The sequence below is a fragment of the Pseudarthrobacter quantipunctorum genome (assembly GCF_045291495.1).
GTDB lineage: Bacteria > Actinomycetota > Actinomycetes > Actinomycetales > Micrococcaceae > Arthrobacter > Arthrobacter quantipunctorum.
Map to the genome: position 1 here is coordinate 2,192,188 of NZ_CP148033.1, position 15,231 is coordinate 2,207,418.

Annotated in this window: 5 protein-coding genes; 3 read left to right on the top strand and 2 right to left on the bottom strand. The window is 67.0% G+C overall.

The window, feature by feature from the left end:
- Nucleotides 1-177: 177 nt before the first annotated feature.
- Both WHH00_RS10075 and WHH00_RS10080 read right to left on the bottom strand, forming a co-directional pair.
- Nucleotides 178-5,805, bottom strand: a complete 5,628-nt coding sequence (locus WHH00_RS10075; RefSeq protein ID WP_406632431.1) for a DUF6531 domain-containing protein — start codon at nucleotides 5,803-5,805, stop codon at nucleotides 178-180.
- A gap of 224 nt (nucleotides 5,806-6,029) precedes the next feature.
- The gene (locus tag WHH00_RS10080; RefSeq protein WP_406632433.1) at nucleotides 6,030-6,311 is read right to left on the bottom strand and encodes a pyrophosphorylase; all 282 of its coding nucleotides are present in this window, start codon (nucleotides 6,309-6,311) and stop codon (nucleotides 6,030-6,032) included.
- A 239-nt stretch (nucleotides 6,312-6,550) separates the two neighbouring features.
- On the opposite strand from WHH00_RS10080, the gene WHH00_RS10085 reads away from it, so the two are divergent.
- The 3 genes from WHH00_RS10085 (at nucleotide 6,551) to WHH00_RS10095 (ending at nucleotide 15,168) form a co-directional block, all read left to right on the top strand.
- Nucleotides 6,551-9,409 (top strand): hypothetical protein, encoded by a 2,859-nt coding sequence (locus WHH00_RS10085; RefSeq protein ID WP_406632435.1) that lies wholly within the window; start codon nucleotides 6,551-6,553, stop codon nucleotides 9,407-9,409.
- On the top strand, nucleotides 9,406-10,749 hold the full coding sequence (locus WHH00_RS10090) for a hypothetical protein (RefSeq protein ID WP_406632437.1): 1,344 nt from the start codon (nucleotides 9,406-9,408) through the stop codon (nucleotides 10,747-10,749). Before WHH00_RS10085 ends, WHH00_RS10090 begins: the two co-directional genes overlap by 4 nt.
- Nucleotides 10,750-10,812: 63 nt before the next feature.
- Nucleotides 10,813-15,168 carry an FtsK/SpoIIIE domain-containing protein gene (locus tag WHH00_RS10095; RefSeq protein ID WP_406632439.1) on the top strand — a complete coding sequence of 1,452 codons (4,356 nt, stop codon included), beginning with the start codon at nucleotides 10,813-10,815 and terminating at the stop codon, nucleotides 15,166-15,168.
- The last annotated feature ends 63 nt before the right edge of the window (nucleotides 15,169-15,231 follow it).

Sequence of the window (15,231 nt, forward strand, 5' to 3'; positions counted from 1 at the left end):
TATCGAGCGAATGAAGAATGCTCCGGCACACCTCTAGTAGTTGCTTCCGGCCTAGCCCCTTCTGTAACTCATCCGCGCGTTTGCGGAACCAAACCGAGGACTCCTCTTTGTCGAGCTCGTCCAAGTACCTGGACAGCTTCAGCAACAGCGCGACACCCTCATTGAGCCTACTACTTTTCATTTCAATTCCAATTCCCATTTGTCGATTATGGTCCCGTGCTTATAGGACTGAGGAATGAGAACCTGTGGCGTCCCGCCGGGGTATACGGTCCCATCAAGTCCTATCTGGCGCCTGACCGTGCCCGTGTACATCGTGGTTCCCTCTGGGAAACTGGCCGTATACCCCATACTAAGCGGGCTATACGCAGTTATTTCACCATTCTTGTCGTACCACTCAGGGAGAATCGCCTTGTCCTTACGCGCCTGGAGAACGGACGTCGGAGCATCAGCTGACCAAAAACTGCCAAAGTCCTTTTGGGGTCCAGAATCCCCCGCGCGCGACAAGATGCTCTCCCCGTGCGAGTACCCGGAGCTATAGAGTCCGTACTTGAAAGTCTTCATATCGGCGATTCCGAGCCATTTTGGTTTGTATCCCGTGATTCCCCCCGTAGCTCCGCCAACTGCGGCTCCCGTGCCCGTCGCTTGTATAAACCCACCGGGCGTATGCTGGCCCGGCGACATCGCATAGCTGGCACCACCGCTGGCACCCCCCTCAACAGCGCCTCCAGTTGCCGCAGTAGCTGCACGAGCGGCCAGGCCAGACCCGGACCTCGCCGCGATTATCGCACCCGTACCGCCACCAAGACCGCCAGCGAGTGCGCCGATGACGGTGTCGACTCCCACTTGGTACCAATCGACTGAGCCGTTCCCGGCCTTTTGGGTCGCGGCAGAGATACCACCAGAAACTAAGGCACCAGCACCCATCATCAAGGCCAGCCCAGCAGGCCCCCCCACGCCGGTGCACATGAGCGCGATGCCCCCCACGATCGCCGCCCCAGCGACGAGGTATTCCCAGTTGTCCCCGAGCCAGTCCCCGGCGGCCGCGAGTGCTCCCCCGGTGGACCCGTCGTAGGCCTTCAATTCGTCGTCCGTGAGGGGACGCAGGCCAGTTGGGTCCGTAGTGTTGAGCGGGTTGTTGCCGGCGTAGGCGTAGGGGTTGCCGTCCCATCCTGCGCCGAGGACGGGGTTAAGGGGGTCGGTGGAGAGGAAGCCTCGGGCTGCGGGGTCGTAGACGCGTGCCCCGAGCCATTCCAGACCGGCCACATCGACGCCGCCGTTGCCCGTCAAACTGATACCTTGCGGCAGCGCTCCGGCGGCTCCCGGACTGGCACCTGCCGCTCCGCCGGCAGCGGGAAGGGCGGGGGTGCCAATAACGGCCCACGGGTCGGTTTGATCGGTGGGCCGGACGGTGCGCCAGCCCGGCGTCGTCCAAACATCTCCAATGCCGGTGAGCCCGCCGGGCAGCGGAAGAACTTGGCCGCCGCTGATGCCGGCCAAGGTGGGGATGGCGTTGGCGCTGTCCCACCACACCTCTGCACCATCAATGCCCGCGAGCTCGCCCAGGGCGTCCACCCACAGTACGTGTCGGGATGTTGCGGCACCGTCGGCAGTGCGTTCTGTGGTGCCGCTAAGATGCCCGGTGGGGCCCCATGCGTACTGGGTCGAGGACCCGTCGGGGAGGATGAGCCGGACGCGGCGGCCCAAACCATCATGGACATACTCCGTCCGGGACCCGTCGGGTTCGGTCACGGACAGAAGCTGCCCCGCAGCGTCGTAACCGTAAACCCGGGACCCGCCCGGCAGCTCCTCACGCAGAAGCCGCCCGCCGACGTCGTACTTCCACCCCCAAACCACAGCGGGCTCGCCAGATTCGCCGGAACCGGTGGTGGAGGCGGTGACCATTTGCCCGGCACCATCATATCCGTACCACGTCACCGCCCCGCCGCGAGTCAGCCCGGTGATCCTGCCGTCGTCATCGCGACCGATCATCGTCACGTCGGCCGCACCGGAACCGGCCCGGTCGACCCGGCTGTGCTCAGCGAGCGCGCCGTTGCGGTATACCCACTCCTGCAACAGGTCCCCTGCGGTGGCGGAGGTGATCCGGCCAGCGTCGTCGTAGCTAAAGGACACGTCTCCGAGCTGCGGGTTCCCAACAGCCGTGAGCTGCCCCGCGGCGTCACGCGTGTACGTGGTCATAGTTCCGTGCGCATCGGTGAAGCTGGTCCGGTTCCCATCGGCGTCGTACTCCCAGGACAGGCCCTGCGAACCACGGGTGCGGGAGGTCAACCGCCCGCACCGGTCAAAACCGAGCTCATGCTCCACGGCCAATCCGCCCGGGCCGGTGTAATCGGTGATGACTACGCGGCGGCGGAGCGGGTCGCGGCTGATCGAAGAGATCAGCTTCCCGTCCACCGTGGTAGTAGCTTCTCGGCCCGCAGCGTCATACGTCCAGGTGGTGGTGTGCCCGTCCGGATCCGTCTGCGACAGCTGCCGCCCGGCCGGATCGTACGTAGCCGTAGTGACCCGACCCAGCGGGTCCGTCACGGAATCGACGAGGTCCGTGACCGTGTACGTCCGGGTGATGACCCCGCCGTTCGGGTCGGTGATCCTGACCAGCCGGCCCCGGTTGTCGTACTCGAACCGGGTCCGCCCGCCCACGCCATTAACGGATTCAACCAGTTCCCCGGCGACGTTGTACTTAAACCTGCGGGTGCCGTACCAGGTGTCCTGCGAGAAGGTAAGCCGCCCGCACGAGTCGTACCCATAGCGGGAAAGCCCCTGCCCCGGGGTTCGCCGGGCAGTCAGCCGCCCGCCGGCGTCGTACCCAAAAGTCTCCACCTCACCGGTGGGCAGCGTCCGGGAGCTGACCCGCTGGTCGGCGTCGTACTCCAGCTCCGTGACCGCGCCGAGCGGGTCCGTGGTCCGCCAGGGCCGCCCGCAGCCGTCGTACTCGTACCTCGTGACGGCACCGCTGGGCGAAGTGATAGTGGTGATCTTCCCGGCCACATCCCGGCCAAGGACAGTCAGCCCGCCCTCACCATCAACCAGCTCAATCGGGTTACCAGCCGCATCATAGGTGATTAGTTCCGCGGACCCGTCACCAGCTTCCACTTTGATGGGGCGGCCGAACTCGTCAAAGCGGATGGTGGCGGACCCGAAAGCCTCCGTCAGCGTGGCCGTTCCGGCCCTGCGGTCCGAAACAGAATCTGTGCGGACCCCTGTTGGGTCGATGACGGCCGTCAGGGCGCCAACCTTGTCGTATTCCCGGATCCAGTCGTGCCCTGCCGGGTCGGTGACGCCCACCAGCCGTGAAAGCGCGTCGTGGGTGAAGCCCCAGGCAGCGCCGTCGGGTAACAGTGCCCCGGTGACGTTCCCCAGCTCGTCGAAAACCCGCTCGATGGACCGGCCCAACGGGTCGATGGTGCGGACCAGCTCACCGTTGAGGGCGTACTCAAGCTCAGTCCGGCCGCCATCCGGGGCCACCGACGCTGTGACCCGCCCCGCTGCGTCGTGTTCAAAGGCCCATACGGCCCCGTCCGGGTCCTCACGCCGGACCAGGAGCCCCGCGCCGTCATAGGTGAAACGCGTTTCCGCGCCCGAGGGCGTCACTGCCGTCACCGGCCGGCCCGCCTGGTCACGGACAATCCGTACAGTGTCGCCCGCGGCGTTCCGCGTTGCCACGAGGTCCCCGAAGGCGTCGTATTCAAAGCCGACCCGGACCCCCGCCGGGTCAGTGACCCGGATTAGCTGGCCATCCTGCCACTCCAGTTCGGTGCGCCCACCCAAGGGATCCAGGACCACTACGGGGTCACGGGACACTTCATCGCCGTACTCGTAGGACACCACGGCGCCGGAGGCGGTCACCAGCGTGGTGATCCGGTCCTGGTCATCCCAGCCGTAGGTCAGATCGGCGCCTTCCGGGGTGACTGTCCGGGTTTTTCGGCCCCGTTCGTCATACGCATGCACGGTGACCGCGCCGTCGCGTTCGGTGAAGGACACCAGGTTTCCGTGCGCGTCGTAGGCCATCGACTGGCGCTGGTCATGGGAATCCAGCACGCCCACCAGGCGGCCTTTCGCATCCGCGATCCACGAGTTGGAGCGCGTGCCGTCCTCATCCGAGACAACAGTGACCCGGCCCGGCAAATACGCGAACCGGACCCGGCGCCCATGCTGGGTCACCTGCAGGACCACCCGGCCGGACGCATCGTAGGTGTTTTCCGCTTCAAGGACACCCGCGGCGGAATACACGGCATCGATCAGGCCCGCATCATTCCACCGGTAAGTCCTGGCCCCGAGTTCGGTAGTGACGCGTACCAGGCGGCCCGCGGTGTCATACCCGTACTCGATGCGGCGGCCGTCGGAGGCGCGCACGACGGCGGCACGTCCGGCCGCGTAGTCGACGTCGAGGAAGCGGCCCCGCACGTGTTCAAGCCTGCCCACCAAACCGGCTGTGACGCCGTCGGCCGATTCTTCCCGCAGGGCCGAAACGGTCCGGCCCGGCGCCGATCCCGTACCCAGCCACAGGCCCGAAGGGCTGAATGCCCACCACGCGCCCTGGTTGTCGCGGACCACGAGGAGCTCCGCCGTGCCCGCAGGAAGGGAGCTCAACTCCTGGAAAACGGCCTGGGTGGCAGGTTCGCTGGCAAGCCAGTAGTTCTCCCCCACGGCCCGGCTCCAGCCGGCGCCTTCGCGGGGAAAGTCCACCGCCCGGCCATCCGCCATCACCCAACGGCAGCCCTCGTCCGAAAGCAGCAGCGACTGGTCCAGGACGGAGGCCCAGCCCGGACCAAACACACCCTCGCCCTCCAGGCCCGAACCGAGGGAGTTGTACATCCGCGACAGCACCAGGTTCGAGGAAGCGCCGGCGAAGGCCAGATCGGACTCGGGTTCGATGAAGTTACCCGTCGCGGTGTTCACGGGGTCGTTCGCATACCCGCTGGTGGGCATCGCGCCGGCAGCAGTGGGTGGATCAATGGCAAGTGAGGACCGCGTAGCACTGACCCCTGCCGCGGCCAACGCAGCGTTGACAGCTGCGTCTGACACGCTGGAGACCGCACCCTCACCGCCAGCGGCTGCGAAGGCATCCGCTACCGTCACGGCCCAGACGGCGTCGTTTTCATTCGCCTGCAAATACCGCCGGTAAGCACTGATCACGCCGGAAGCATCGATGGAACCCCAGTCGCAGGAGGACGCGAACGAAGACATTTGCCCGTCCAGGGAGCCCGGTTCCGCTGCCAGGCTGTCGTCCAGGCCGCGTGAACCGGCTGCGAAGGAACGCAGGTCGGCTGGCCGGGCCGAGGAAGTCCCCCCTCCGTACCCGCCACCGGGCGCCGGGTTTTCCCGGGAGCCCAGGTTAGGGGACGGCGAAGCGAAAGTCGGGGCGGGGCCGGGGTCTGCGCTGGGCCGCTCTGCCTCGCCAAAGAACCAGTCCCTGACCTGTTCGAATCCGTTCCGGTCGTTGTGCTCGCGGACCCATTCGTTGTTCCGCCGGCGCCGGTTGTCTTCCTCGTGCGCGGCCTCGATCATCTGCCCCACGTAGCCTGCAACGGTCCGCATGGCCGAGGCCAGCGCTTCCGCGTCCCCGGCAGCGGTTGCGGCGTTTGCGGCAAACAGCTCCGAAAAATGGCCCCGGAAGTCCGCTTTCGCCGTTGACGCATAGGAAGCCCGTGACCCCGCCTGCTCCTCAACCCGCGAAGCGGCGGATTCGAATACCGACTGCACCGTCTCAGCCACGGCGTAGCTGAACCGCCCGCCGTTGGAAGCATCCGACGCCGGTAACAACGGCACCTCAACGAATTCGGTCACAACCAACGCCCCCCACTGAGCAATAACGCGAAACGAAAAAAGGACACACAGGAACCGCACCCCACCCGGGACAACACCACCGGACAGCGGGAAGGATCCCCAAACCTAAGAACCGGACCAGGACACCCCAGCACCGGACACGCACCAGAAAATGGACGGCGCAACGGCCGGGTGGATGCCCCTTGACGGAACACCCACCCGGCCGTCACACCGGGAAGTACGGGCTAGGCGCCGCCGCCGGCGGAGAAGATGTCCTGGGAGATCTTCTCCAGCTGCCCGCGCAACTGCTCCAGCTCTTCCTTGGCCTTGTCCAGGGCTGCCTTCGTCTCGGGCCAGGTGGACCCACGGAACTGTGCGGCCAGCGGACCATCCCAGACGTTCGGGTCTGACAGGACACGGCCCTGCGCGTCGAGCGCGGAGATCTGGTCCGTGAAACCGCCGTTGATGATCGACTGGACCTGCCCGATGGCAGCCTTCGCTTGCTCTGTAGACAACACACGCGACATAGAAATTTTCCTCCCCAAAAGAATTCAACCAGGACATCGCCGGACGCATGTCCGGCCGGCGACCAGACAGTCATGACGCTACCAACTCCGGATAATAAATCCAACAAAAAGAGTAACTGTTGTTGCTGCTCATCACGGATTTTGCGCATCGAACGCCCGGCGGAACCTAGATTAGTCCATTCGCCAGCGCAACCACGTATATCCTTCTCTAGGCACCGTGAACGATTGAGGGGACAATCATGGCCAGAAGGACCAATACTGACCAGCGGGCGGGCGACCGGCGCATGGCGCCGGGACGGGCATTGGGGGCGCTGCTCATTACGTTGGGGTTGGTCGCCACGGCTGCCTGCACTCCGCCTCCCGAGCCGGAACCGGTAGCCAACCCGGTCAAGCTCCTCCAGAGCGTCCGCGTGGGACTTTCCGCCGCCGCCGACGTGCAAACGATCGAGGGCACCACCATTTCCGTGTCCGCGTCCGGCGATTCGTCCGCTGCCGAGACGACGTACAACGCCGCTGACGTTGTGGGTGAACTGCCGGTTCGCGTAAGCCTGCAGTACCGGGCCGGCGAAAAGTCCGGCTCCGACCTTTCCGACCTGCAGGGCCATACAGGCCCCCTGGAAATCAACCTGACCCTGGAAAACCTGACGGTCAAGCCGCGGGCCGTCGAATACGACGCCGCGGGCCAGGCCCGCTCGGAAACGGCTCTGGTCGGGGCGCCGCTGACCATCGCGGCTGCTACGAAGCTCGCCGGTGTCAGGGCCGATGACGTCACTGCAGGGTCCGCCGACGGCTCATCAGGCACCAACGGCGTGCTGAGCAGCACCAGTGACGGCGCCACCGTGGTGCAGTGGGCCACCGTCCTGGCCCCGCCGCGGTCCGGTGCCAGCACCACGCTCCGGCTGGTCGCAGATGTCCGGGACTTCCAGGTGCCCACCCTTGACGTAGCCGTCCAGCCGGGCCTGAACACCGATCTCAGCGCGGACGGCATCCTTGCCGGGGCATTCTCCTCCGGGACGGGCTCCGAACTGGAGCTGCAGCGCCGCACCATCTCGCTGGTGTCAGACGTCAACACCGTTCTGACCAAGGCCGGCTCCACCATCACCGATGTGCGCAGGAATCTGCAGGTCACCTCCCAGACCTTGGGCGCCAAAACCGCCGGCGAATTGAGCGCCAGCTCCAAGGCGCTGGCCGCCACCATGGTGGACCTCAAGGAACAGCTGCAGCGGCTCGGCACCGACCTGGAGTCGGCCACCCAGTCAACGCAGTCCACCACCACCTCGCAGCTGAAGTTAACGGTGTCCGCCGTCGATGCGATGCTGGGCGATACCTCGGCAGCACCTGCGGCCGCCCCCATCGACGGTGAAGGCTGTTCTGCCGAAGTGCCGAAGTCCGGTTCGTCAGCCACTGTCTACTCCAGCATCCAAACCGTGGCCTCCCAGCTGGACGCCTATGCGAAGGTCAGCTCGGACTGCCGCGATCTTGTGGCAGGGGCCATCAAGGCCACCATGGGCCCCGAAAACCCCACCCTTGAAGAATGTGCAGAGCAGGGTTCCATGACGTGCTCGCTGTACGGATCGGCCGTTACCGTCACCGGAGCCCTGCTTGGCCTGGTCCTCAAGGGCGATGAGCTGGTGGCGGACCTGCAGCCGCAGCTGGTCGAAAACGCCATCAAGGACCACGCCGCATCCGCGGCAACGCTGGAGAAGGTGCGCGCTGACTTTGCGGCGGTTTTGGAAGGCGCCAAGACGTCCGAAGACTACAAGACAGCCCTCAAAGCCGTGGACGAGGCCCTGAAGTCTGCCCGCGACTCAGTCTCAGCCACCAGGGAGGCTACTGCTTCAGCCCGCAGCGAGGTCGATGGCCTCCGCCAGAAGCTGGTGGGTATTGCCAAGACGGCCCGGGACGCCCGGAGCGAATATGCCGACGGACTGCTTCTTGACGGCTCAATGACCAGTCAAACGCAGCAACTGGCAGAAGAACTGTGCGACCTGGCTGACGGTGACCTGCCCCGCGAAGGCCGGCTTTCCGCCGCGCAGGCTGAACAACTTCGTTCCTACCTGACATCAGTTCCCTGCGCCTCAGCCGATGATGGCGCGAAACAGTTGGGCACTGTAAAGCTGCCCAACGGCATCAAGGAACCGCTGGACGCCAGGCTGGAGGCCCAGGCAGCGGCCTGGGACGAGGTACTGGCGGCTACGGACACCAGCGCGCAGGACGAAGCAATTGGCCAGGCCTTCACTGCACTGGAGGAAGCCGCGGACCGCACCGATTCCAGGCTGGACGCTGTTGAAGCAGGCGTAAAGACGGTCGACGGCGCCGCCACCGGAGGCATCGAGGGAACCAAAAAGGGCCTCCAGAACCTCTACGAAGCCCTCTTCGAAGCCGTCGATTCCTCCGCGCAGGTGGGCACGACGCTCACCAAGCTGAAACAACAGCAGGATGAACTTGGCGCGAAGATCAAGGAATCCCTTCGCGAAGTTTCCGCCGAAACCGCCGCCGAAGTTTACAAATCCGTGGATCAGCAGGTGCGCCAGGTCGCCGAAATCGGCGATGCCGGTTCCAAGTCCGTGATCACTGCCTTCAACCGCTCCATTGCCGGCCTGAAAACCACCTCCGATGAGGTGGTCAAGGACGCCGGGGCGACCGTGGACAAGCAGCGCAGCGAACTGCTCGAGCGGGAGGAAACACTGGCCGCATCCCTGGCCAAGGGGACAGAAGCCTCGCTGGAAAGCATCGCCACCAGCACCTCGGGCTCAACACGCGACGTCGAAGGCGCCAGTGCACTCCTGTCCTCCAGCCTCAACAAGGTGATGCTGGACCTCGGCGACCGCTCGGTGAACGGGTCAGGCCTGCTGGGCTCCATGGCCACCAGCGCCGCCAAGGCCGACACCGCGGACTATCAACTGGCCCTGGCCTCGCAAAACGCCGAAGGGTACGCCAACATCCGCTCCCGTGACGTAGCCGGTCTCCTGCTCCGCCAGGCGCAGTTCAAGGCCTCCCTCACCGCCGCGGACCAGCTGCCGCCGTTCCACCTGGAAGTTCCCGCCGGTGCCACGTCCCAGACCCTTTACACCCTGAAGATCGGCGGCACCGCATGAGTTCGCGCAACAGGCTCATCACCCTCATTGCCGCCGGCACCGCAGCAGTCCTCATGGCCGCAGTTGCCCTGGCTGCGGTGCTGAACCAGCCCAAGGAAACTGCCCGGCCCGAGCCTGTGGCCGTGACGGTTCCCGTTGCCCTTCGGGCCGATGGACTGGCCAAGGACGTCTCCGTGGGCGTCATCCTGACACTGGGCCAGTCCGGCGAGCCCGGATCGGAGTACAACCGGGCAGCCCAGGGTGCTGTCGTAGCCGCCCAGCGTTTCGCCCAGGGCGGCACCCCGGTGTCCCTTCAGGCCGAGAATGACAAGGGTACGGAGGACGGCGCCCGCGCCGCTGTCCGGGCGTTGTCCGGGCAGGGCGTGTCCGGCGTCGTCATCACCAGCACGGGCCCCCAGGCGCAGGCTGCGGCGCAAACTGCTGCGGAACTGGGGCTGCCGGCAATCCTCCCGTACAGCGAACCGACAGCCGCAGCCCCGGCCGTTTGGACCACCGGTCCCACGGCCGCGGCGGTGGACACCGCCCTTCAGACTGCCCTGGCGGGAAAGGCCAGGGTACTGCTTGTTGAAGACGGCGCCACTGCCCCGGCATCTGTTCCGCGCGTCCAAACGCTCAGCCTCGGCAACTTTGCCGATGTGCTGGCGATGGCGCAGGAAGCCGCCATCCAGACCGGAGACCAGCTGCGGCCGCTGGCTGACGGCGCCCCCGACGGCGCCGAACCCAACAGGATCGCTGAGCCTGCAGACGCTGTGGTCGTCACCGCCGCGACCCCGCAGCGGTTGGCCCGCATTGTCCAGGCCCTGCAGTCCCGCGACGTCTCCGTCCCGTTGATACTTCCCGCCGGCGCCGCATCACCGCAGTTCGCCACAACCCTCGCAGAGCTTGACGGCACGGCCTCAGGGCAGCTGGTCACGGTCGCTCCGGCCGGTGGCGACGCGACCGCGCTGCAGCAGAATGCGCAGGGACGCGGAATGTCAGCATTCCTTTCCGCCGTACGCCTGGCAGCCGGGGATACGGGAGTGCTGAACCTCGTGGGTGATGCCTCCTTTGCAGCCGATGCCTGGGCGGCGGACCCCCGCAGCCATGACGCCGTCGTCGCCTTGACGCGGGCGGCAGCGCTGGCCCGAAGCAACGAGCCCGGAAAGGTGGGCGCGGCACTGGAAACCATGTCCTTTGGTCCCGGTGAAGGCCTGGCCGGGCCGGCTCTCGACTTCTCCCAACCGGCAGCGCTTACCGCACCTGCCGTTCCCGCCTATGCCTCGGCACAGGACCTGGGGCTGCGGCCGGCGGACAACGACGCGCCGCGCCTTGTCTGGGTGCCAGCGCCCGCCGGTTCCTGACCCGACCTACCTGCCCCGCCCCGGTGCGGACCGGCACCACTTCACCACGGAAGGACCGCCCCGATGCGCGTGCTGATCGATCTGGACGAACGCCGCTTTGAGTGCGAGGTGGCCCGTGCTGCAGCGGCCACCACCCTGTCAGATCTGGTGACTGCCGCAGGCGGACCGCATCTGGCCGCGGACGAGGCGGTGTTCGTCAACGAGGCGGAAGTGCATGGTTCCACGCCTGTTTCGGAGCTCGTCCTCCTCGAAGGCAGCCGCATCTCCCGCCGGCCCTGGCAGTCGCCGCACCGCGTGCAGGACTGGACCGTGACACTCGCGGGCGGCCAGCGCGCCGGGGGTGTGGTGGCCGTTCCCCAAGGACGTGACATGCTGATCGGCCGTTCGCCGCAGGCCGACCTGACGTTGCCCACCGAGAGTGCTTCCTGGGACCACTGCCGGCTGCGTCGCGAGGATGGCGGGGTGCGCGTGATTGATGGCGGATCAACGAACGGCACCCTCGTGAACGGCGAACGCGTGGACGGGGACGGCGTCCTGGTCACGGGAACCGCCACGGTCACGGCGGGCGGTACCGTGCTGCTGGTCCGTCCCGGACTGGAGGAAACTCCCGCTCCGCCTCCGGGCAGCCTGCACAATCTCACACCCGCCGCGACAGCGCCGTTCAACCGGCCGCCGCGCCCGGGCCGCGCCCCCGCCGGGGACCCCCTGGTCCCTCCCAGCCGGAAGGACGTGCCGCCGGCCGGCAAGTTCAGCGTCATCACAGTGCTGGCTCCCCTGGTGATGGCCATAGGGATGGTCCTGATCCTGCGGGACATGCGGTTTGCCATGTTCGCCATGCTGAGCCCCGTGATGGCGGTAGGCATGTGGTTTGAGCAGAAGCGCCGGCACGCCCGCGGCCTGAAGGAAGAGGACGCACGGTTCGCGGGCGCCCTGGAGGAGTTCGAAGAACAGGTCCGCGTTGCGGCTGCAGCAGAGACCGCCCGCCGACACAAGATGATCCCTGATCCCGCCACCGTGGTGCGTCGCCCGGCCCTGCCCGCCACGTCCTTGTGGCAGCGCCGCGCGCACTCCGACGATTTCCTGGCCCTGCACGCGGGGACCGGCGACGTCCCCTGGAAGCCCGAGCTGGAACGTACCGCGAGCACCAGGCTCGACAGCGAGGTGAAGGATTCCCTGAACGCGTCGCGACTGCAGGCAGCACCGGTCCTCGTTGACCTGACCGACGCCGGGGTGGTGGGCATGGTGGGCCCCCGCGAGGGCACCCTGGCGCTTGCCAGGTCACTGGTTGCACAGGCCGCAGTCCACGTAGGCCCCGCAGACCTCACCATCGGCGTCTTCTGCGACTCCGGCCGCGCCGATCAGTGGGAATGGGCATCCTGGCTGCCACATACGCGCCAAGCGGGCAGCAGCACCGGCGAACGCTGGATGTCTGCCCAGCGCGAGAGAGGCGTGGCGATGCTGCGCGCGCTCAAGGACAGCGTGGATGAACTGCCCACCCCCGCAATGCTGGTGGTGCTGGATTCCGAGGTGCTAACCGAGGGCCGCGACGCTCCCGCCCGTGCACTGCTGGGCATGGGCCGCTCCACCCCCAGCGGCCACGTCAACCCGCAGCAGCGGCCCTCCCGGGTGGCAGGCATCGTCATCGCGACCTCCGAGGAACAGCTTCCCGCCTCCTGCACCACGATCATCAGGGTAGGGTCAGACGCTGCGGCAACCGTGGAGCAGCCAGAGGACCTGACTCGGGTGGAGGACGTCATCCTTGCCGGCCTTGATCAGGAGGAAGCCCTGAGATGCGCGATGCGGGTGGCACACTTCGACGATCCCGAACTGAGCGTCCCCGGGGCGTCCCTGCCTCCGCTGGTTCGGCTTCCGGCGCTGCTGGACTACGACCGCCCGGACGCCGCCGCCATCAGGCGCATGTGGCAGGCCAACACGGGAATCTCGACGCCGATCGGCACCGGGGAGAACGGGACCCTCACCCTGGACCTCGTGAAGGACGGCCCGCACGGCCTGGTGGGCGGAACTACAGGTTCCGGCAAATCGGAATTCCTCCGCTCGCTCGTAGCAGGCCTGGCAGCACGCAACGATCCCACCCGGCTGAACTTCATCCTGGTGGACTTCAAGGGCGGGGCCGCGTTCAAAGCATGCGAACAGTTGCCGCACACCATCGGCACCATCTCAAACCTCGATGAACAACTCGCCGACCGCGCCCTCCGTGCCCTGGAAGCCGAAATGGAACGCCGCCAGCGCGTCTTTGCTGCCGCCGGAGAAGGCGTCGACAACCTCTCCGCCTACCTTGCCACCAACCCCACAGAACCCATGCCGCGGCTGCTGCTGGTCATCGATGAATTCGCCATGCTGGCCAAGGACTTCCCGGACGTCCTCAAGGCCCTGGTCAGCGTGGGGGCCGTGGGCCGCACGCTGGGTGTGCACATGATCCTGGCAACGCAGCGCCCTGCGGGAGTGGTCAGCGACGACATCCTGGCCAACACCAACCTCCGGGTGGCCCTGCGGGTACAAAGCCGCGAGGACTCCAACAACGTGATCGGTGTGCCTGCCGCTTCGGCGATCGGCCGCGCGCAGATGGGCCGGGCTTTCGTGAAACTGGGCCAGGACGACATCACCCCTGTCCAAACCGCCCTGGTGACAGGGCAGGCGCTGGTGGGTGACGGTCCGGCAGTGGACGTGCGCGAGGTCCGCCAGTTCGGTGTTCCCGTCCCACCCGCTGCGCCGGCACGCCCTGCCTCCGCTGACGAAAACGACCTGGACCTCCTGATCGATGCAGTGGTCCAGGCCAACGCCGAAGCCGGCTACGCACCGCCGCGGCAGGTCTGGCCGGAAGCACTGGGCGAACGCGTGGAACTGGCGGGCTTCGTGGCCCAGCCGGACGCCGGTTTCCATGATCCGGTGGCCGCCGGGCCGGCGCCGCTGCCCCTGGCGGCACCCCTGCCGCAGGTGGGAGCGGTGGACGGTGACACGGTCCTGGTGACTGTGGTGGACGAGCCGGACCTGCAGCGCCAGTCCGCCTCCGGCTGGGACATGTCAGTGGGCAACCTGATGCTCATGGGCGTCGCCGGTTCCGGGACCAGCACCACGTTGGCCTCAATAGCGCTGGCCCTGGCCAAGGACATCGACCCGGCGGAGCTCGACCTGATGATCCTGGATATGGGGTCCCGTGACCTTGAGGCCCTGAAGGACCTGCCGCACACGGTGGCCTACGTGGGAACCGGCGCGGGCGCCAAAGAGCAGCAGGCACGCTTCCTCCGGCACCTCAACACTGAGCTGGAAAACCGGCGCGCGGCACCGGACACACGCCGGCGCACCGTGGTCCTGCTGGACGGGCTGGCCTCGCTGCGGGACGAGTTCCAGGACTTCGAGGGCCAGCAGCTGCTGGCTCTGCTGTTCCGCGCCTACGCGGACGGACCGGCCCTGGGCCTGTCCTTCGCAGTCTCCACCACCCGGGCGAAGGCGGTTCCCTCGGCCATGAACGAGGTGACCCTGCAAAAATGGCTTTTCCGCCTGGCCGACGCCTACGACTACTCCTCACTCGGCGTCCGCGGCAAAGACATCCCCGCGCCGCTCCCCGGACGGTGCGTAGACCCGCGCACGTCCCTGCAGATGCACGTGGCGACCCCCGGCGTCGGGATTGCGGCCGCCGTGGCGCAGGTGCGCCGGTCCTGGGCGCAGGCACCGGCGAAGGCAGCGGCCATCAGGCGCCTGCCGACCAGTGTCACCCTGCAGGAGCTGGCGGTTCCGGCGCGGCTGGACGCGGAACCGTGGCTCGTGCCGGTGGGCCTGCAGGAAGCTGACCTCTCCCCCGCGTTCCTGGAGATCTACGAGGGCGAGCACGCGCTGGTTGCCGGGCCTGCGCGGTCCGGCAAATCCACCCTGCTGCTGGCCATGGCACAGGCCTTGCACGGTGCCCCAACGTCCCGCGGTCCCGCACAGGTGTGGGCCATCTGCGACCGCCGGTCACCCCTTGCGCTCGACGGTGCCGGCCTGGACCGCGTGGCCGTAGGCGCCGATGAGGTGCCGGCCCTGCTGGCGTCACTGCGGCTGGAGCGTGGCACGGTGTTCCTGCTGATCGACGACGCCGAACGGTTCGAGGACGGCGACCAGTCCATTTCCGGTGTGGTTGCGTCCGGCCAGCCGGGGTTGTGCATCGTTGCCTCCGGGCGGGCGGCCGACCTCCGCGGGCTGTACAGCCACTGGTCCAAAACGGTGCGGAAGTCCCGCCTGGGCGTCCTGCTGCAGCCGGATGTCAACTACGACGGCGAACTTCTCGGGACAGTGCTGCCGCGAAGGTCTCCGGTGGCATTGACCGCCGGCCGCGGCTACCTCAGCGTGGGCGGCCAAACAGCACTGATCCAGTCGATGAGCCCGGCGCACGCAACAAGTGCGGCGGTGCAGCCGCAATGACGATCATGACAGGGTGGCCGCAATGGGTGGACCCGGGGCCGGATCGACAGTGTTGGAGAGTAC

Coding starts and splice junctions, on each gene's coding strand:
- WHH00_RS10080 (WP_406632433.1), bottom strand. CDS start 6,311: ATGTCGCGTGTGTTGTCTACAGAGCAAGCGAAGGCTGCCATCGGGCAG.
- WHH00_RS10085 (WP_406632435.1), top strand. CDS start 6,551: ATGGCCAGAAGGACCAATACTGACCAGCGGGCGGGCGACCGGCGCATG.
- WHH00_RS10090 (WP_406632437.1), top strand. CDS start 9,406: ATGAGTTCGCGCAACAGGCTCATCACCCTCATTGCCGCCGGCACCGCA.
- WHH00_RS10095 (WP_406632439.1), top strand. CDS start 10,813: ATGCGCGTGCTGATCGATCTGGACGAACGCCGCTTTGAGTGCGAGGTG.